This window comes from Pseudomonas sp. SJZ078 (assembly GCF_007828255.1).
Lineage (GTDB): Bacteria > Pseudomonadota > Gammaproteobacteria > Pseudomonadales > Pseudomonadaceae > Aquipseudomonas.
Window position 1 is genome coordinate 1 of record NZ_VIUG01000010.1, and the last position, 17,584, is coordinate 17,584.

Consider the following 17,584-nt stretch of genomic DNA (forward strand, 5'->3'; position numbering starts at 1 on the left):
GTTGATAGGCAGGGTGTGTAAGCGCTGTGAGGCGTTGAGCTAACCTGTACTAATTGCCCGTGAGGCTTGACCATATAACACCCAAGCAATTTGCTGGCTCCAAGCCGAAAGGCGTCAGGGCACCAGATTGCGGTGTGTGAAGACGAAACGAACCGAAAGTTCGAAGCGCTCATCCGCAACACACAAACTATCGCATACCCATTCGCTGGAACGTGACCGCAAGGCACGCGCCGGCTACCGAATTTCTTGACGACCATAGAGCGTTGGAACCACCTGATCCCATCCCGAACTCAGAAGTGAAACGATGCATCGCCGATGGTAGTGTGGGGTTTCCCCATGTGAGAGTAGGTCATCGTCAAGATTAAATTCCGAAACCCCTATCTGCTGATGCAGGTAGGGGTTTTGTTTTGCCCGCAGGAAAAGCCTGCGAAAGCTCGAAATAAATTTGCACAGTTATTTTTGAGCTGGAGCACTAGAATAGCCCCACCTCAGTTGAGCCCGAGTTGTTTATGCCCGACCCGTTGGACCCCCATCGGCTGTCAGAACTGCCTTTAGGCGAACTGGTAGCGTGCCATGAGTGCGACCTGTTGATGCGCAAGCCTCGACTGTCCCATGGCGAGAAAGCCGAATGCCCCCGTTGTGGATATGAGCTCTACGCCCACCGGCCCAATGTTGTCGAGCGCAGTCTTGCCTTGGTCATCGCTGCCCTGTTGTTGTATGTGCCCGCCAACTTTCTACCCATCATGCAACTCAACCTGCTCGGCCAATCCTCCCAGGATACCGTGTGGAGTGGCGTACTCGGTCTGTTCGATAGCGGCATGCAGGGCATCGCGGTGGTGGTTTTCCTTTGCAGCATGGGGGTACCACTGCTCAAGCTGCTTTGTCAGTTGGCTGTATTGTTGACTATTCGCTGGAACGTCGGCCGCAGCTATGGCTTGTTGCTGTATCGCATTTATCACCACCTGCGGGATTGGGGAATGCTTGAGGTCTATCTCATGGGCGTGTTGGTGGCCATCGTCAAGTTGGCAGACATGGCCGCCATCAGCGTGGGCCTGGGGTTGGTATGTTTCATCAGTTTGTTGCTGGTCCAGGTCTGGTTGGAGGTGGTGATGTCGCCGCATCAGATCTGGCAAGCGTTATCAGGAGAGGATGCCCATGCGGGCGATTGATGCAGGCATTCTGATCTGTACCGAATGCCATGAACTGAATCGGCTGGATGCCGACGCCGACGCACAGGCTTGTACCCGCTGCGGGGCACGGATTCATCCCCGTCGCCCGAACAGCCTGATGCGCACCTGGGCGCTGCTGATCACCGCGGCAATTCTCTACATCCCGGCCAATATGCTACCGATCATGACGATCAACTCGCTGGGTCACGGTGCCCCCAGTACCATCATGGCCGGTGTCATCGAGTTGGTGCAGCACGGCATGATCCCGATTGCCGCCGTGGTATTCATCGCCAGTATCCTGGTTCCTACCTTCAAGCTGGTGGGCATTGCCTTGTTGTTGTTTTCCGTACAACGGCACCAGCCCATGTCTGCGAGGCAACGCATCCTTATGTACCGTTTCATCGAGTTCATCGGCCGTTGGTCGATGCTGGATATTTTCGTGATCGCGATTCTGGTGGCAGTGGTGAATTTCGGACGGCTTGCCAGTGTCGAAGCCGGTCTTGGCGCGATTGCCTTTGCCAGCGTAGTGATTTTGACAATGATTGCCGCAGTAACCTTCGATCCCCGACTGATTTGGGATAACACGGAGTCGGATAACGACCATGACTGATTTGCCTACCGCTAAAACCCGACCGGCCTCGAACTGGTCGGCCATCTGGGTCTTGCCGCTGATTGCCTTGATCATCGGGGGCTGGCTCGGCTGGCGGGCTTATAACGAGACCGGGATCGAGATCAGCGTGCGCTTCGAGAGCGGCGAAGGTATTCAGGTCAACAAGACCGAGGTGGTCTACAAGGGCATGCCGGTCGGCAAGGTGAAGGCCCTCACCCTGGACGACGAAGGCAGCTCGAAAGGAGTGATCGCGACCGTCGAGATGAACAAGGACGTAGAACAGTACCTCAAGACTGGAACGCGTTTCTGGCTGGTCAAGCCGAGCGTGAGCCTGGCCGGGATCACCGGTCTGGAAACCCTGGTATCGGGTAATTACGTAGCGATCAGCCCGGGTGAGGGCGAATCCACCCGCAAGTTCAAGGCTCTCGCCCAGGAGCCACCGCTGTCGGACGCCAAGCCTGGCTTGCACCTGACCATCAAGGCTGACCGGTTGGGTTCGCTGGATCGGGGCAGCCCGGTGTTCTACAAGCAGCTTCAAGTCGGGCAGGTGAAAAGCTACCAGCTATCCGAAGATCAGAACACGGTGGAGATCAAGGTCTTCATCGAACCGACCTATGCCAGCCTGGTGCGTAAACATACGCGCTTCTGGAATGCCAGCGGGATTAGCATCGATGCCAATCTCTCAGGCGTCAAAGTCCGCAGCGAATCCCTGGCAAGTATCGTTGCCGGTGGTATTGCGTTCGCCACGCCGGAGAGCCGCAAGGACAGTCCGCCCACGGACCCCAGTCTGCCGTTTCGCCTATACGAAGACTTTGACGCCGCTGCTGCCGGCATTCGTGTGAAGGTCAAGCTCAGCGACTTCGAAGGTTTGCAGGCCGGCCGTACGCCAGTGATGTACAAAGGTATCCAGGTCGGCAGCCTGAAGAACCTCAAGATTGACCCTGACCTGTCCAGCGCTACGGCCGAATTGACCATGGACCCACTGGCTGAAGACTACCTGGTAACCGGTACTCAATTCTGGGTCGTCAAGCCGTCGATTTCCCTGGCGGGGATCACCGGCCTGGAAGCGCTGGTCAAGGGTAACTACATTGCCGTACGACCCGGTGACAAGGGCGCGGCCCCCCAGCGTGAATTCGAAGCCAGGGCGAAGGCGCCGCCGCTGGACTTGCGCTCGCCCGGCCTGCATCTGGTCCTGTTGACTGAAAACCTCGGATCGCTGGAGGTCGGCAGCCCGATCCTCTACAAGCAGGTCAAGGTCGGCTCGGTACAGAGCTACCAGTTTTCCCGCAAGAAAAAGCAGTTGATCGTCGGAGTGCACATCGAGAAGGAATACGAAGGGCTGGTCAACGGCTCGACGCGGTTCTGGAACGCCAGTGGCATCACCCTCACAGGAGGTCTGACAGGGGGAATCCAGGTCAAGAGTGAGTCGCTGCAAAGTCTGATGGCTGGCGGTATCGCCTTCGAAACGCCGGTGCCCAATGTGCCGTTGAAGCGGCGTGTACCCCGCTTCCGTCTGTTCGAGAACCGCGAAGCCGCGCAACAGAACGGTACCGTGGTGACGATCAAGGTCGATCGTGCCGACGGCTTGCGCAGCGGAACGCCGATTCGTTACAAGGGGTTGGACGTAGGCAAGATTGAGGACGTCGATCTCAGTGCCGACCTGCAGTCGGTGCTGCTCACTGCTCGCATCACCGAGGTGCCGGAGCGCATCGCCCGGGTCGGCAGCCAGTTCTGGGTCGTCAAACCCGAGCTGGGGCTGATCAAGACCTCGAACCTGGAAACGCTGGTGACCGGTCAGTACCTCGAAGTGCTGCCCGCGACGAAAAATCTCGGGCCACAGAAGAGCTTCGTGGCTCTTGCCAACCCACCGGAGAGCGCCGTGCCCGAAGCCGGTTTGAGCCTGGTGCTCAGTGCTGCCCGCCGTGGTTCGTTGAAAACGGGCGTGCCGGTGACCTACCGCGAGATCACTGTGGGCAAGGTCACCGGTTATGAACTGGGTCAGACGGCGGATCGGGTGTTGATCCATATCCTGATCGAACCCAAGTACGCGCCGCTGGTACGCAGTGGTACGCGGTTCTGGAACACCAGTGGTTTCGATATGGACTTCGGATTGTTCAAGGGCGCGACGGTGCGTACCGAGTCGCTGGAGACGTTGATCCAGGGGGGCGTCGCTTTCGCGACACCGGATGGGGAGAACATGGGCAGCCCGGCGCGGCCGGAGCAGACCTTCCCGCTGTTCGAAAAGTTCGAGGACGAATGGCTGACCTGGGCGCCGAAGATCAAGCTGGGTAAATAACGGATCAGGCGGTGCCTGCTCGCGATGGCTGCGGGACAGTCGATACAAGTGCTTCAGACATTCCAATGAAAAAGGCCGCGATCCAATGGATCGCGGCCTTTTTCATTTCCCGGGACCTACCTCACACCGGGTCCAGCTCCGGCTCATCGGCCTCTACATTCTGCGTGGCCTTCACCGCATCATGGCGGCGGATGTACTTCCAGTCCGCTTCGTCGATGTAGATGCCGCTCGGGCCGCTGCCGCCTTCCAGGTCGATAGCGACACTGGCACAGACCTGCGGCTTCACACTCGCCAGGATCGGCACGAAGCCCAGTTGCAGGCTGGTTTCCAGCAGCGCCGCCTGGTTCTTTTCATCGATGTCCGCCGCTTCATCCAGGTAGTACGGCAGGCGCACGCGACCGGCCTGCTCGCGGTCCATTAAGTGCAGCAACAAATACATGTTGGTCAGCGCCTTGATGGTCATGGTGGTGCCGTTGGACGCCGCGCCATCGATGTCGGTATGGATCACCGGCTGACCGTTGACCTTGGTGATCTCGAAGGCCAGTTCGAACAGGTCCTTGAGGCCGAGCTGGTTGTGGTTCGCCGCCACCAGGCGCGCCAGATATTCCTTGGCTTCTTCGTTCTTGTTGTCCTGCTCGGCGCTCTGGCTGAGGTCGAACACCGAGAGGGTTTCGCCTTCCTCGTATTGACCGGCGCTGTGGATGATCTGGTCGATGTGCTTGAGCGCTTCCTTGTTCGGCGCCAGGACGATGCGGAAGCTCTGCAGGTTGGACACCTGGCGCTTGTTGATCTCGCGGTTGAACAACGCCAATTGGTGCTCGAGGCTGTCGTAGTCGCTGCGAATGTTGCGCAGGGTCCGGGCGATGTCAGTCACCGCCGCACGGCGAGCCTTGCCCAACGTCAGGGCTTCGTCGGTACGGTGGGCATAGGCGTTGATCAGCAGTTGCAGGCGGCGCTCCATGTCGTCTTCGCTGTCGAACTTGGCCACGCCCTTGAGGCGCACCTGGGCGTACAGCGCTTCGATCTGGCCGTCGATGCGCAACAGGCCTTGCCAGCTGTCCTGATAGTCATTGAGCAGCGGCAACAGGTTGTCCATGGAGTCATCGACCGGGTCCATGAACGGCGTGCCGAACGGCAGGTCCGTCGGCAGCAGTTGACGGCGGCGCAAGGCGTCGTCGAGAGTGCGCTGCTTGGCTTCCATATCGGCGATCTGCCGGCCCACCAGTTGCAACTTGGCGGAGAGTTGCTGGACGCGCTCGGTGAAGGCATCGCTGGAGCGCTTGAGTTCGTCCTGGGCGGCTTCCATCTGTGCCAGTTGCTCGAGTTTTTCGCCTTCCTCGGCGCTCAGGGTCTGGCTGCGACGGAAGTCTTCCAGGGCCTTTTGCGCGTCCAGCACCTGCTGGTACAGCGCTTCGGTCTGGGTTTTGCTCGCCGCACGGTCGGCCGCCACGGCCTGTTGGGTCTTGAGCTGCTTGAGTTCTTTTTCCAGGCGCTCTTTCTGGTCCCGCAACGCGGCGCGGTCGGCCAGGGCTTGCAGGGCAGGGGGCTCGATGTGGGACAGGTCGATGGACAGACCTGGCACTTCGAAGCGCTCGCCCTTGAAGCCGTCGAGGATCAGCTCCACGGATTTGACCCAGTCGCCGTTCTCGTCCAGCGCGATGCCATGCTCGCCCAGTGGCAGGCTGAACAGGGCGCTGTTGAACAGGCGCATCAGGCGCTCGACGTCCTGCTGGGAAAATTCTTCCCGCAGGCGGGCGTAGCTGTTGTTGTCGGCGTGATCGAGTTGCTGCTTGACCGATTTCAGGCGTTTTTCCAGATCCCGCAGACGCTCTTCCAGGTCTTCGGCGCTGAACTGCCGGGACTGGGCCAGGGCGCCGGCCAGTTCGTCGTGGGCGTCCTTGGCAGCGAGCAGTTGCTGCTCCAGGACCTTGACGTCATCCACCAGGGCGAAGCGATGCTTGAGCACCGACAGTTCGCCGAGCCAGCGCTGGATGCCGGTGATTTCCCGCTCCAGGCGCATCAGTTCCTGGGTGCTGCCGCGCTGGTCGTTCTGCAATGAGTCTTGCTCGTTGCGGTAGTGCTCGGCCTGGATGGTCAGTTCTTCCTTGCGTGCACCGGCGTAGTCCGACCAGGTGCCCAGCAATGAGTCAAGCAACGGCGACAGACGATGCAGTTTGCCGCGCAGGACATCGCGCTGCTTCACGCCGTTGGCCAGAGCTTCCACCAACGGACCTGCGGCCACCAGGGAGTTGTAGTCCTGCTCCATACGTCGTACGTCGCGGAAGGCTTCTTCGCACGCGGCGATGTAGTCCACGCTGCCGGAACGCAGGCTGTGCTCGAAGGCATCGAGGAACAGCTGCTTGAGCTTGGCCGCGGTGATTTCGCGCATGTGCAGCAGATTGATGAACAGCGCTCGGAACGTCTTGAGGCTTTGCTCGCTGGTGGAGCGCAGCGGGATCAGCGTCAGGTCCAGGGGAATCGAGGTATGACCACCTACCAGTAGACGCCGCAGTTCATCGGGCTTGAGTTCGTAAGCCTTGAGGCCTTCTCGCTCCAGGTTGGTGAACAGCTCTTTCTGACGCAGGCAGGTGTCGTTTTTCTGGTAGTGGGCCAGGTCCAGTTTGCCGGCGTAGGCAAAGAACTGGTGGCCGAAACCGCCGCCGGGGCCGCGACCGACCACGCCGATCACATGAGGACCGTGGGGCAGGGCGACTTCCACCAGGATGTAGCTGGTGTCCGACGCGAAGTAGAAACGCCGGGATTGTTCCAGGCTGTACTTGCCGAAGCTCATGTCGGACATGCGCGCCAGGATCGGGAACTGCAAGGCATTGATCGAGGCGGATTTACCGAGGTTGTTCGCGCCATATACCGACAGCGGCTCCTCCAGCGGGAACAGGCCCAGGCTGTAGCCGGCGGTGTTCAAAAGGGCAAAGCGGCGGATGCCGTAGCGTTCCTGGCTCATGCGTCGGTCTCCTGTTCTTCGGCAATGGCGCGGGCCAGTGCGTCTTCTTCGCTTTCGTCTTCAAACGGCGCCAGGTCGAGCGGATCGTCGGTTTGCAGCAGCTTCTCGTCGCTGTCTTCGTCGATCAGTACCGGTGCCGGCAACGGCAACACGCTGTGCACGCTGGCCGCCAGGTCGCGGTCCTGCTGGACCGACAGGCAAACGTCGAGGAAACGGTGCATAGGCGGCAGGAAGCGGTACACGCCGTTGTCTTCGCTGGCGAAGCCCAGTTGGGTCATGCGGCGCATGATTTTTTCTTCCAGCTCTTCCTGGGTCTGCACTTCGGCCTGGATGAACAGGTCGCGGTACTTTTCCAACAGCGAAGGCAGTTCATCGCGGCCCAGGCTGCCACCGTCGAGCACGGCAATCGGGTCGCGGCCCTGGTCGGCCAGGTGCTCGACGAGGATGAAGGTGAACAGCGCCAGGCGCTGGGCGGTCTTGTTCACCGCGGCGGCAGCCAGGTCCGGCACGAAGTAGTAGAAACCACGGGTATCGCACACCAGTTCGAAGCCCAGGGCCTTGAACAGCGTGCGGTATTGGTCCTGGAAATTCGACAGTTGCGCGTACAACTCCGGGTCGCGGCGGCTGACGTGGTAACCCTTGAACAGCTCGCGGAAGATCGGCGCCAGCTGGGACAGTTCGGATAGATCAAGATGCATGGGGGATGCTCGCAGAATCCTCGGCAGCGTCGTGGGCCGAGAGCAGGGCGAAGGAGCGCAGGCTGACCTGATGCTCGTGAGTGTGGTAGTCGCGGCGCTCCAGGCGCTCGCGCTTGAAGCGTTTTTCCCGCGACAGGCGCGAGAACCAGTACAGCAATTCGTCGGTGGCGCCGTCCGGCTCCTGTTCCAGCAGCCAGGTCATCAGGTCAGGCATCGGCAGGGCGTCTTCGCAACGCTCGACCATCTCGCGCACGGTACGTGGTGCCCGTGGGGCATCGCCACCCTTGTGGGTCTTGTGGGATTTGGGGAACCGCGCCGGTTTCGGCTCGAAGCGGGCCAGGGCATAGACATAGGCTTCGACCTGGCTGGCACTGCCAAGGAAAGTGCTCTGCGGCCGGGTGAACAGCGGCATGGCGGCTTGCGGCACGGCGTCGATGCCTTTGCGGCGGATGGCGGCCAGGGCCAGTGCGGCGCCACGGGTCACGGCGTTGTGGCGGCGGGCTTCTTCGCGCAATGGCAGCAGCAGCTCGCGGGCATGGCGCAAGGTCAACTGGGCGCTGGTCTGCATCTCGAGAATGCGTGCGTGGGTGCGCAGCAGCATGTCATCGTCCACCAGGTGACCGAGTCGTTGCTGTTCGGTGAGCATGCGCAACAGCACATTCTCGACCTTGCGCACACCTTGCTCGAACGCACCGTCGGCGTTCACCAACTGGATCATCGGTTCGACGTACTCGTCCCAGGTCGCCAACACTTCAGCGTAACGCTGGCGTAGTGGGATCTGCCGGTCGCTGGTCTTGGCCCGTTCGGCCACGGCCACCAGGGCCTGCTCGTCGTTGGCGAGTTTCTTGAGGACGTCGCGCACGCGCATGTCCAGCAGGCGCAACTGGCGGGCCAGGTCGTTGCCGTCGCGAATGTCGAAGGCGTCCTGTATATAACCGGCCAAGCGTTCGAGGTGGCGCAGGTAGGCTTCGATTTCCAGGCACAGGCCCAGGCGGTGTTCGCGACGCAGGTAGGCGAGGAAGTCATGGATCTGGGCGTTCAGCTCGAAACGGTTCGGGCTTTTCGCCACCGGCACGAGGATGTCCAGGCGGATCCACACGTCCAGCAGGTTGGTGATGTCCTGGGGCGTGCTGTCCAGCTGTTGGGCGGCCAGTTGTGAACGCAATTCGTTGAGGCTCAGGGTGCCCTGGTCGAAGTGCTCGCACAAAGGTTCCAGCAATGCCCAGTGTTCAGCGAGGGCGCGCAAGACGCGCTTGGGTTCGATCATCGCAATGGCCGTCGGGTTGGCAATTAAAAGGGGCGATTGTACTGCATCGGGCCCGTTGCGATTCACCCCCGAGACGGACTGTCGTCTGTATTGCCTAACTAATGACTCAACAGGGAAGCGATCCGCGGCGAAGGGCGGTAGAATCCCTCCCACTTTCAGTTACCCACAAGTGGCCGACCCTTGCTTATCGAGTCCCGTCGCCGCGCCTATCTGACTGCCATGCAGGTGGTCAATTGGCTGCCGCGCACCGAATTGCCGTTCGCCGCTCCTTCGCGGCCCGAACTGCTGGAAATGCCCGAGCCGGCAGAGCTCGCGCCGGTTGCGGCGGCGCCTGCGGCCCGGACCGTGGCCGAGCCGGCGGCACCTGTGGCCGAACGGCCGAAAATCGAGGTTCCACGGCCGAGCCCGTCCTCGCCCCGCACGGCTGTCAAACCTGTGGAGGACGCGCAAGAGGCGCCGGCTCCGGCCAGGGTAGCCCCGGTCCCGCCACCGCGTTTCGCCCTGCAATTGCTACGGGCCGGACGCTGCCTGTTGCTGGTGGAACTGCCCACGGGCGAGCCGTTCCAGAGCCGCGATCCCGCGTACCTGCTGCTCAAGGACATGTTGCGCGCCGCCGGTCTGCCGGACAGTCCGCAAATAGTTGGCGAACCGGTGCGCTGGCCGCTGTTGTCCCGTGGAACGATGGACCAGGGGCCTGAAGCGGCGCGGGATTTCGTCCAGGGCTTTGTCGCGGCGCGGCTCGAAGAGGCGCCCTGTGCGTGTCTGTGGCTGATCGGCCTGCCTGCGGTGAAATTTGCCGGCGAGGCGGACGCGCAAGCGTTCAATCGCGAATTGCAGATCGAAGGGCTGGGAGCGGCCTGGGCAATACCGGGCCTGGAACTGTTAATGGAAACGCCACAGCACAAGGCTGAAGTCTGGCAAGCCATGCGCCGGCTGATGGCGCGCTGGAAAGAATCGAATGAGTGATGCTGTTTCGTTTCGCCCGATGACCGAGGCGGACCTCGATGCCGTGCTGAAGATCGAATACGCGGCCTACAGCCACCCCTGGACCCGGGGGATATTTCTCGATGGGTTGGGCAAGTACCAGATCTGGCTGATGTTCGAAGGCCAACAGCAAGTCGGGCACGGTGTAGTGCAGATCATTCTTGACGAGGCACACCTGCTCAACATTACCGTCAAGCCGGAAAACCAGGGGCGGGGGCTGGGCTTGCGCCTGCTGGAGCATCTCATGTCGATTGCGTACAAGGCTGAGGCACGGGAGTGCTTCCTGGAGGTGCGCGACAGTAACCGCACGGCGTTCCGGTTGTACGAGCGCTATGGCTTCAACGAGATCGGCCGGCGTCGGGATTACTATCCGGCGATGGGTGGGCGTGAAGATGCGGTGGTCATGGCTTGTACGCTGGTGGATTGATGTTCCAACGGGCATGACGCATCCCTCTGTGGGAGCGGGCTTGCTCGCGAAAGCGGTGTGTCAGTTAACAAATCTTCCGACTGACATACCGCTTTCGCGAGCAAGCCCGCTCCCACGAAGGATGTTTACCGTTTGCCATCCAGCGGGTCAATATCCGCCATCTCGGCCTCGTCCAGTCCATCGCCACCGCCAATGTCATTTTCATCCACCACGCTCAGGTCCCAGTCGGCCTGCTCGTCGTCGCCGGCCTCGTGGGCATCCCGGGCGCCGTCTTCACGGATCAGTGTCTCGGGGCTCATGTCATCGTCGGTCGGTTGATGATCATCCGTCGAGGCGCCGGTCATGCCGGCTTCGCGGACGCGTTCACGGGGCATCAAGTGTTCGCGTTCGTCCTCCGGCAGCTCGTCACCGATTTTCGCGCTGGGCTCATCTTCATCGAATTCCAGTTCATGCATCGAACCCATGCGGTCTTCGTTGTCATCGATGGGCTCCGGTTGCGCCGCATCGAAAGGACGTCGTGAATCATTCATGGCAATTCTCCTGGTTTGGGCCTTACTGGATGGACCGGTAGCCGTGTCGAGAATTCCAACGGCATTATCGAAGTGACCTCGACAGCCGCGCCGATGTCAAAGTTGCGCACTGTTCTCGAGGGCAAGACAGCATGAACGAACTACAAGATCTGATTGATAACAACGCGCGCTGGGCCGATGCGATCAAGCAGGAGGATCCTGACTTCTTCGCCAAGCTGGCTCGTCAGCAAACCCCTGAATACCTGTGGATCGGCTGCTCCGATGCGCGGGTGCCGGCCAACGAAATCGTCGGCATGCTGCCGGGCGATCTGTTCGTGCACCGCAACGTGGCCAACGTGGTGCTGCACACCGACCTCAACTGCCTGTCGGTGATCCAGTACGCGGTAGACGTGCTCAAGGTGAAACACATCCTGGTTACCGGCCATTACGGTTGTGGCGGCGTGCGGGCCTCGATGCAGGATCGCCAGCTGGGCCTGATCGATGGCTGGCTGCGTTCCATTCGCGACCTGTATTACGAGCATCGCGAAGCGTTGGCCCAACTGCCGACCGAAGAAGAACGCGTGGACCGCCTGTGCGAACTCAACGTGATCCAGCAGGTGGCCAACGTCGGCCATACCAGCATCGTGCAGAACGCCTGGCATCGCGGACAGAAGTTGTCGATCCACGGTTGCATCTATGGCATCAAGGACGGGCGTTGGAAAAGCCTGGACACCACAATCAGCGGTTTCGAGCAATTGCCGCCGCAGTATCGCTTGCGTCCGGTGGGTGCTCCCTGATCTGACTGGCGTCAGTCGCGGTGACAGCGGCGGCGCCAGTGCTTCAGGAACTTCATGCCCTGTTCGTTGGGCGGTTCGTCGTAGCCGGTGATCCAGCCATGACAATTGGACGAACCGCACCGACAGGCAAACTGCCGGTAGAGTTTCCGTTCGGTACTGGCGTGATCCATCGTCAGGCAGTCGCCAGCGTGGATGGGCGTCAGGGCCCACAGCCACAGTTCGCTCATGTCGAGAAAGACATTCGGGTTGCAGGAATGCAACAGCAGTCCGGCGAAATACGGGTCATACATGTGTATATCCGGCAGGATCTGTACGGTGTGCAGGCGTCGCCGGCCCACCAGCAACCCCGATACCCTGCACATCCGCTCCATGGGGGCGAACCTTTTCCGGGCGATAACGGCGTTGCCGCGCCCATTGGGAGCGCGTAACACTTCGAAGTCACGGGCAGACGGATAACCCAGGCGGAGGCTGAGTGCTTTTTCCGGGTATATGCAGTCCCGGTCCTGCGAAAAGGCTTTATCTGCAACGAAGATGGTCATGACAGTCCTTGTCGGTACAGGCCGACTTGCTGCCGTTGGCGTCCTGCCAACGGTCGTGGGTGACCCGGATAGCTTCCTCCAAGTCCGGCGCGGCATCTACTGTCAACTCTGACAGGCGCCAAAAGCGCTTTCCCGTGTGAGCGAGGGCTTACACGGGAGCGGGGCCTTATGGCGAGGAGTCCGTCCCCTCGCCACAAGGCCTCTGGGTCATACCGGCTCGGATGGCAACGGCATTGGCACCTTCAGTTGCGGGAGTTGCGACTTGATTGCAGGCGTATCGCATTTTTTCGCCGCATCTTCCGGCGACAGCTTGCGAATCGAGGTGTAGAACAACTCGCAGGTTTTCTCCTTTTGCGTGACCTGCCAGGTCTGCGTGCACTGGTTCAATTGAGTGGTTGGATCGCTGCTCGGCTTGCTGCCCATACCGGCTTGCCAGCAGGCTGCGCTCAGGTCCTGGCCCATGACTTTCAGGCCTGCCGCGTCCGCCTTGGCTTCGTCGCCGCCGTAGCTTTCCGGATCGGCGGCGTACCAGATGTAGCTTGGGTGGTTGGAACCCAGGACCGGGACCTTGACGCCGGTAGCGGGAGAAATGGTCGCCAGGCCGAGCACCGCCACGGTCTGGCCATATTGGCTCTTGATCCAGTTCCGCACGGGGGCGCCAAAGGCCACCATCGGCAGCGCGGTTCCGCCAGCACTCTGGCTGACTTGCTTGACCATGGTGGTCTGGTAGTCGTTGAAGTAATCGTAGACACCCTCCAGCGTCGCGCCGGCAGTGGACGGCGCGGCGATGGGGGCGATGTCGATGATGGTCTGGTAGGCCGGCGTCTGGTCGGCGGCAATGCCGTTGGCCGTCAGCAGGGTGGCCCAGCGATCAGTGGTGGCGGACTCCAGGTAGTCCTGGGCCTGGGTCAGGGAGTAATCCGGCGGGAAGTGCAGCAGTTCGACACTCTTGCGGTTTTCCAGGGCCATGCCCAATGGCAGGAACAGATACCAGTTGTAAGCCCATTTCTTGTCGTCGTTGAGCTTCGTGGCGCCCTTGTACGCCAGGTCACCGGCATCGAGCAGCTTGCTCAGTGGTTGGCCGTAGGCTTTCGGCACGCCGCTGATATGGGCGTAGATTTTGCCGTTGTCGCGTTTGACGCTGACCTTGGCGTTGCCGTAGCCATCACGTTGAACGCTTTGGGTGAGGTAATGTTCGACGGTCTGTTCCAGCGTCCAGTTGCGGAAGCAGATGACATTGCAGTTGTTGGGGTAAGCGAAGAGGCGGGTGACGCGTTCGGTACTGCCAAGTTGTACATCGATGTCGGTGGCGTGGACGGTGGCACTCAAGGCCAGGGCGGCAAGGGGAAATACTGCGAGTTTAGACATGCTCAGATCCTTTTCAGCGTTTGGGCCCTTCGAACAGGGCGCCCCCATACTGAAACAGACCGAGCCGAAGAAAAAGTGGGCCGATGGAAATATCGGCCCTTTTTTATGGCTTTATGGCATCACCGGCGGAAAATAAGCCAATGTCGTCCCCAGTGCCCATAACAGCACCAGCACCAATGGGGTATGCACCAGCAGTTGCACGAAGGAAAAGCCGATCAAGTCCCTGGCCTTCAGTCCTAACACACCCAGCAACGGCAGCATGTAGAAGGGGTTGATGAGGTTCGGCAACGCTTCGGCGGCGTTGTAGATCTGTACGGCCCAACCCAGGTGGTACTCCAGGTCATTGGCCACCTGCATCACATAGGGGGCCTCGATGATCCACTTGCCTCCGCCGGAAGGAATGAAGAACCCCAGGACCGCCGAGTAGACCCCCATCAACAGGGCGTAGGTGTCGTGGGAAGCGATCTGCACAAAAAAAGTCGAGATATGGTGGGCGAGTGTCTGGGCATCGCTGCCCTTGACGGTGGTCAGCAGCGCGGCGATCGAGCCGTACAGCGGGAACTGGATCAGTACGCCGGTGGTGGTCGGTACCGCGCGGGCCACGGCGTCGAGAAAGCTGCGCGGGCGCCAGTGCAGCAAGGCGCCGAGCATCAGGAACAGAAAGTTGTAGGTGTTGAGTCCCGAGATCGCACTGATCGCCGGCTTGGTCGAAAACTCGTGGAACAGCCAGCCGGCCGACAGCAGCACCAGCGCGATGGTCAGCAGCGGACTGTGTTCCAGCCATTCCCCGGGCCGGGTGCGCGGCTGCAGGGCCGGCATGCTGAAGCTGGGATCGACGCCGCACGCGGCGGCGTCCCGGGCGCTGTTCGGGCCTGGGGCGGTCGCATAGGCCACCAGCAGCGAAATGACAATCAGCGCCAGCAACATCACGCCGGACTGCCAGAGGAAAATGGTCTGGGTGAAGGGAATGACGCCGGTGATCGACAGGATCGACGGCGGCAGGCTGGCCGGGTTGGCCTGCAATTGCGCGGCCGACGACGATAACCCCAGGGCCCACACCGCGCCGAGGCCCAGGTAAGCGGCGGCGCCGGCGGCGCGATAGTCCATTTTCAGATCGGTGCGGCGGGCGAGGGCGCGCACCAGCAGACCGCCGAAGACCAGCGACAGGCCCCAGTTCAGCAATGAGGCAACCATGGAGATCAGCGCTACCCAGGCCACTGCGGAGCGCCCGTTCTTCGGTATCCGTGCCAGGCGGTCGATCAGCCTGACGGCGGGTGGCGAGCTGGCCACCACGTAGCCACCGATCACGACGAAGGCCATTTGCATGGTGAACGGGATCAGGCTCCAGAAGCCGTCGCCGAACGCCATGGCGGCGGCCGTGGGCGTGGCGCCGATAAACTGCGTCGCCAGCGCGACCACCAGCACTGCCAGCGCGGCAAAGACCCAGGAGTCGGGAAACCAGCGTTCGGCAAAACTGGAACAGCGCAAGGCGAAGCGGGCGGAGCGGCTGTCTTGGATGTCGGTGGTCACGGCGATTACCTCGATTCTTATGGTTGATTTTATGGATGCGGGCATCTGGAGCGGCGCGGCCCCGACAACGGTAGAACAACTCACTGACCGTGAAAGATGGGCCAGGGTTCGCGAGCGATCTGCAAAACCCCAGGCCGACCAACGACACTCTTTAGAAAAAAGTCGCCGGGCCGATGGCATGAGAACAGCTTGTCAATTCTCCTGCCACCCGGAGCATGCCTATGTTCAATCAACGCTTGAAGCAGGAGCTGACGGCTCTTCGCCAAGAACTCTCCAGCCTCATGCAAGTAAAGGAAAGCCTGGACCGCGAAATGCTGGCACTTACCCTTGATGCCGAGGGGCGGGTGCAGACGGTCAATCAGAAATTTCTCGATGAAATGCACTACAAGAGCCAGGACCTCCTTGGTCGGGCTGTAGAAGATCTGGTGCCGGCCTACTTGAAGTCCAATGAATTCCAGATTCGCTTCAAGTCGGCATTGACCCGTGGCGAGCATTTTTCTGGCGCCGTGCGCCTGCTGCGGGGCAACGGCAAGGAAGCCTGGTTGCGTTCGATTCTTCAGCCTGTAAAGGGCGCAGATGGGCGAGTCCGTTATTTCTCGATGTACTCCAATGACCTGACCCGCACCATCGAAGGTTCTCGCGAGCATGAAAACCTCATTGGTGCGTTGGTACGCTCAACGGCCGTGATCGAATTTGACCTGGACGGTCACGTACTGACAGCCAATGATCGCTTTCTCAATGCCATGGGCTACAGCCTGGCGCAGGTCAAGGGCAAGCACCACCGCACCTTTTGCGAGCCGGAGGAATACAACAGCCCTGCCTACCAGCAGTTCTGGAAGCGCCTGAACAGTGGTGAGTTCGTTGCCGGCCGCTTCAAGCGCCTCGACAGCAATGGTCGTGAAGTGTGGCTGGAGGCTTCCTACAACCCGGTGCTCGACGCCAACAATAGACTGTACAAAGTGGTCAAGTTCGCCACGAACATCACCGACCAGGTCAACCAGGAAAAGGCCGTCGCCGAGGCCGCCAGCATCGCCTACAGCACTTCGTTGCAAACCGACGACAGCGCTCAGCGCGGTACCACTGTAGTGACCCAGGCCGTAGACGTGATGCGTGACCTGGCCCGGCACATGCAGACCGCAGGCGAGGGCATCGAAGCGTTGAACGAGCAATCCCTGGTGATCGGCACCATCGTCAAGACCATCAGCGGCATCGCCGAACAGACCAACCTGCTGGCGCTCAACGCGGCCATCGAAGCCGCTCGTGCCGGCGAACAGGGTCGAGGCTTTGCGGTAGTGGCCGATGAAGTGCGGCAACTGGCGTCGCGTACCAGCCAGGCCACCGATGAAATCGTCGGCGTGGTCCGCCAGAACCAGGACATGGCACGCAATGCCGTGTCGTTGATGACGGATGGTCAACACCAGGCCGAACAAGGCCTTGCCCTGGCTGCCGAGGCGGGGACGGTGATCGTCGAGATTCAGGATGGGGCGAAGAAAGTGGTCGACGCCGTGAGCCAGTTCGCCAATCAGTTATCGACTTGATGCCGGGGTTATTGTTTTTTACATATTAATTATTGTTCTGCGATAATTTCGTGGCTATGTTTGGCGCTCTCGTACTCTATTGGAGCCCTGACATGTGTTCGAATCGTCTCGCCCTGTACAGCCAGCGCATGGCTGCCGTCACGCTTGTTTTCATTGTCGCGATGATGGCCGTCAATGCGGCTGCCTGGCTGTTTCCTGATATCGCATCAAAATACGGCCTGGGCTTTTCCCTGACCGAGCGGCAACTGTCCAGTCTGCCCGGTGGGGCGACGGCGCTGACGGGCTGGCAACGTCTTGGCGGGATCCTTTTGTCCAGCGTGCCTCTGCTGGCGCTGGCGGCCGGGCTGGTCAACCTGCGGCAGCTTTTCAGGCGCTATGCCCAGGGGCAGTATTTTTCCAGTGAAGCAGCGGTTTACTTGGGAAATGCGGGGCGCGCAGTAGCGCTGTGGGTGCTGCTGGATTTCCTGTGCGAACCGTTTCTCAGCCTGCTGGTCACGATCAACGCGCCGGTCGGCGAGCGATTGCTGACCATCAGCATCACCGCCCCGTCCTTCGTCGCCTTGTTCCTGGCCGCCTGTATCGCAATCATTGCCCGGATATTGTCCCAGGCCAGTGAAGTCGACTCAGAAAACAGAACTTTCGTTTGAGAACCCTATGCCTATCGTTATTCAACTGGATGTGATGCTGGCGACGCGCAAGGTCAAATCCAAAGATTTGGCCGCCGCCATAGGCATCACGGAGGCCAACCTCTCCCTGTTGAAGCAGGGAAAGGTCAAGGGCATACGCCTGGCGACGCTCGAGGCCATCTGCAGTTACCTGCAATGTCAGCCCGCCGATCTGCTGGTTTATCAACCTGAGAACGAACAGTCATGAGCGAATCAGGTATCCGC

15 protein-coding genes, 2 rRNA genes and 2 pseudogenes are annotated in these 17,584 nt (G+C 60.6%); 12 read left to right on the forward strand and 7 right to left on the reverse strand.

Going from position 1 to position 17,584, the window contains the following annotated elements:
- From FBY02_RS11550 to FBY02_RS11570, 5 genes are all read left to right on the forward strand, one after another.
- A 23S ribosomal RNA gene (locus FBY02_RS11550) occupies positions 1 to 74 on the forward strand; the annotation flags it as partial.
- A gap of 171 nt (positions 75 to 245) precedes the next feature.
- Positions 246 to 361: ribosomal RNA gene (gene rrf / locus FBY02_RS11555) — 5S ribosomal RNA — on the forward strand.
- Positions 362 to 509: 148 nt separating this feature from the next.
- On the forward strand, positions 510 to 1,169 hold the full coding sequence (locus tag FBY02_RS11560; RefSeq protein WP_144927476.1) for a paraquat-inducible protein A: 660 nt from the start codon (positions 510 to 512) through the stop codon (positions 1,167 to 1,169).
- Complete coding sequence (locus FBY02_RS11565) at positions 1,156 to 1,779, forward strand: paraquat-inducible protein A (RefSeq protein ID WP_144927480.1); 624 nt, start codon at positions 1,156 to 1,158, stop codon at positions 1,777 to 1,779. Before FBY02_RS11560 ends, FBY02_RS11565 begins: the two co-directional genes overlap by 14 nt.
- Entirely contained in the window at positions 1,772 to 4,075 is a 2,304-nt protein-coding gene (locus FBY02_RS11570) for a PqiB family protein (RefSeq protein ID WP_144927484.1), read from the forward strand. The genes FBY02_RS11565 and FBY02_RS11570 overlap by 8 nt, the downstream gene beginning before the upstream one ends.
- 121 nt (positions 4,076 to 4,196) lie before the next feature.
- Here FBY02_RS11570 and mksF read toward each other — a convergent pair whose 3' ends face one another.
- The 3 genes from mksF to mksB are packed head-to-tail and all read right to left on the reverse strand — an operon-like array spanning position 4,197 to position 9,002.
- Positions 4,197 to 7,037, reverse strand: coding sequence for an Mks condensin complex protein MksF (gene mksF, locus FBY02_RS11575; RefSeq protein WP_144927487.1), 2,841 nt, complete (start codon positions 7,035 to 7,037; stop codon positions 4,197 to 4,199).
- Entirely contained in the window at positions 7,034 to 7,735 is a 702-nt protein-coding gene (gene mksE, locus FBY02_RS11580; protein ID WP_024778194.1) for an Mks condensin complex protein MksE, read from the reverse strand. The genes mksF and mksE overlap by 4 nt, the downstream gene beginning before the upstream one ends.
- Positions 7,725 to 9,002 carry an Mks condensin complex protein MksB gene (gene mksB / locus FBY02_RS11585; RefSeq protein WP_144927490.1) on the reverse strand — a complete coding sequence of 426 codons (1,278 nt, stop codon included), beginning with the start codon at positions 9,000 to 9,002 and terminating at the stop codon, positions 7,725 to 7,727. The genes mksE and mksB overlap by 11 nt, the downstream gene beginning before the upstream one ends.
- A gap of 180 nt (positions 9,003 to 9,182) precedes the next feature.
- Between mksB and FBY02_RS11590 the strand changes: the two genes are divergently transcribed.
- Both FBY02_RS11590 and rimI read left to right on the forward strand, forming a co-directional pair.
- On the forward strand, positions 9,183 to 9,968 hold the full coding sequence (locus FBY02_RS11590) for an energy transducer TonB (RefSeq protein WP_144927493.1): 786 nt from the start codon (positions 9,183 to 9,185) through the stop codon (positions 9,966 to 9,968).
- Positions 9,961 to 10,413 (forward strand): ribosomal protein S18-alanine N-acetyltransferase, encoded by a 453-nt coding sequence (gene rimI / locus FBY02_RS11595; protein WP_144927495.1) that lies wholly within the window; start codon positions 9,961 to 9,963, stop codon positions 10,411 to 10,413. The genes FBY02_RS11590 and rimI overlap by 8 nt, the downstream gene beginning before the upstream one ends.
- A gap of 125 nt (positions 10,414 to 10,538) precedes the next feature.
- Here the strand turns inward: rimI and FBY02_RS11605 are convergent, their stop codons facing one another.
- Positions 10,539 to 10,943 (reverse strand): hypothetical protein, encoded by a 405-nt coding sequence (locus FBY02_RS11605; protein ID WP_047701426.1) that lies wholly within the window; start codon positions 10,941 to 10,943, stop codon positions 10,539 to 10,541.
- 131 nt (positions 10,944 to 11,074) lie between these two features.
- Between FBY02_RS11605 and can the strand changes: the two genes are divergently transcribed.
- Complete coding sequence (gene can, locus FBY02_RS11610) at positions 11,075 to 11,719, forward strand: carbonate dehydratase (protein ID WP_041023284.1); 645 nt, start codon at positions 11,075 to 11,077, stop codon at positions 11,717 to 11,719.
- A gap of 11 nt (positions 11,720 to 11,730) precedes the next feature.
- On the opposite strand, the gene FBY02_RS11615 is transcribed toward can, so the two are convergent.
- The 3 genes from FBY02_RS11615 to FBY02_RS11625 form a co-directional block, all read right to left on the reverse strand.
- Positions 11,731 to 12,258: a hypothetical protein gene (locus tag FBY02_RS11615; protein WP_047701425.1), complete on the reverse strand. Its 528-nt coding sequence runs from the start codon at positions 12,256 to 12,258 to the stop codon at positions 11,731 to 11,733.
- Between the two features lie 207 nt (positions 12,259 to 12,465).
- Positions 12,466 to 13,626, reverse strand: a complete 1,161-nt coding sequence (locus tag FBY02_RS11620) for a hypothetical protein (protein ID WP_144927498.1) — start codon at positions 13,624 to 13,626, stop codon at positions 12,466 to 12,468.
- A gap of 111 nt (positions 13,627 to 13,737) precedes the next feature.
- Positions 13,738 to 15,156 (reverse strand): short-chain fatty acid transporter, encoded by a 1,419-nt coding sequence (locus FBY02_RS11625; RefSeq protein ID WP_144927501.1) that lies wholly within the window; start codon positions 15,154 to 15,156, stop codon positions 13,738 to 13,740.
- A gap of 311 nt (positions 15,157 to 15,467) precedes the next feature.
- On the opposite strand from FBY02_RS11625, the pseudogene FBY02_RS28740 reads away from it, so the two are divergent.
- From FBY02_RS28740 to FBY02_RS11640, 4 genes and pseudogenes are all read left to right on the forward strand, one after another.
- Positions 15,468 to 16,154 (forward strand): annotated as a pseudogene (locus tag FBY02_RS28740) (PAS domain-containing protein); the annotation flags it as partial.
- 108 nt (positions 16,155 to 16,262) lie between these two features.
- Positions 16,263 to 16,694 (forward strand): annotated as a pseudogene (locus FBY02_RS28745) (methyl-accepting chemotaxis protein); the annotation flags it as partial.
- A gap of 92 nt (positions 16,695 to 16,786) precedes the next feature.
- Complete coding sequence (locus FBY02_RS11635) at positions 16,787 to 17,341, forward strand: DUF2975 domain-containing protein (protein WP_055128162.1); 555 nt, start codon at positions 16,787 to 16,789, stop codon at positions 17,339 to 17,341.
- A 7-nt stretch (positions 17,342 to 17,348) separates the two neighbouring features.
- Complete coding sequence (locus FBY02_RS11640) at positions 17,349 to 17,567, forward strand: helix-turn-helix transcriptional regulator (protein ID WP_144927507.1); 219 nt, start codon at positions 17,349 to 17,351, stop codon at positions 17,565 to 17,567.
- The last annotated feature ends 17 nt before the right edge of the window (positions 17,568 to 17,584 follow it).

What these genes read in the sequence shown, in the direction of transcription:
- FBY02_RS11570 (WP_144927484.1), top strand. Translation starts at nt 1,772, where the DNA reads ATGACTGATTTGCCTACCGCTAAAACCCGACCGGCCTCGAACTGGTCG.
- FBY02_RS11640 (WP_144927507.1), top strand. Translation starts at nt 17,349, where the DNA reads ATGCCTATCGTTATTCAACTGGATGTGATGCTGGCGACGCGCAAGGTC.
- FBY02_RS11620 (WP_144927498.1), bottom strand. Translation starts at nt 13,626, where the DNA reads ATGTCTAAACTCGCAGTATTTCCCCTTGCCGCCCTGGCCTTGAGTGCC.
- FBY02_RS11635 (WP_055128162.1), top strand. Translation starts at nt 16,787, where the DNA reads ATGTGTTCGAATCGTCTCGCCCTGTACAGCCAGCGCATGGCTGCCGTC.
- FBY02_RS11605 (WP_047701426.1), bottom strand. Translation starts at nt 10,943, where the DNA reads ATGAATGATTCACGACGTCCTTTCGATGCGGCGCAACCGGAGCCCATC.
- FBY02_RS11615 (WP_047701425.1), bottom strand. Translation starts at nt 12,258, where the DNA reads ATGACCATCTTCGTTGCAGATAAAGCCTTTTCGCAGGACCGGGACTGC.
- mksF (WP_144927487.1), bottom strand. Translation starts at nt 7,037, where the DNA reads ATGAGCCAGGAACGCTACGGCATCCGCCGCTTTGCCCTTTTGAACACC.
- mksB (WP_144927490.1), bottom strand. Translation starts at nt 9,002, where the DNA reads ATGATCGAACCCAAGCGCGTCTTGCGCGCCCTCGCTGAACACTGGGCA.
- FBY02_RS11565 (WP_144927480.1), top strand. Translation starts at nt 1,156, where the DNA reads ATGCGGGCGATTGATGCAGGCATTCTGATCTGTACCGAATGCCATGAA.
- rimI (WP_144927495.1), top strand. Translation starts at nt 9,961, where the DNA reads ATGAGTGATGCTGTTTCGTTTCGCCCGATGACCGAGGCGGACCTCGAT.
- mksE (WP_024778194.1), bottom strand. Translation starts at nt 7,735, where the DNA reads ATGCATCTTGATCTATCCGAACTGTCCCAGCTGGCGCCGATCTTCCGC.
- FBY02_RS11560 (WP_144927476.1), top strand. Translation starts at nt 510, where the DNA reads ATGCCCGACCCGTTGGACCCCCATCGGCTGTCAGAACTGCCTTTAGGC.
- can (WP_041023284.1), top strand. Translation starts at nt 11,075, where the DNA reads ATGAACGAACTACAAGATCTGATTGATAACAACGCGCGCTGGGCCGAT.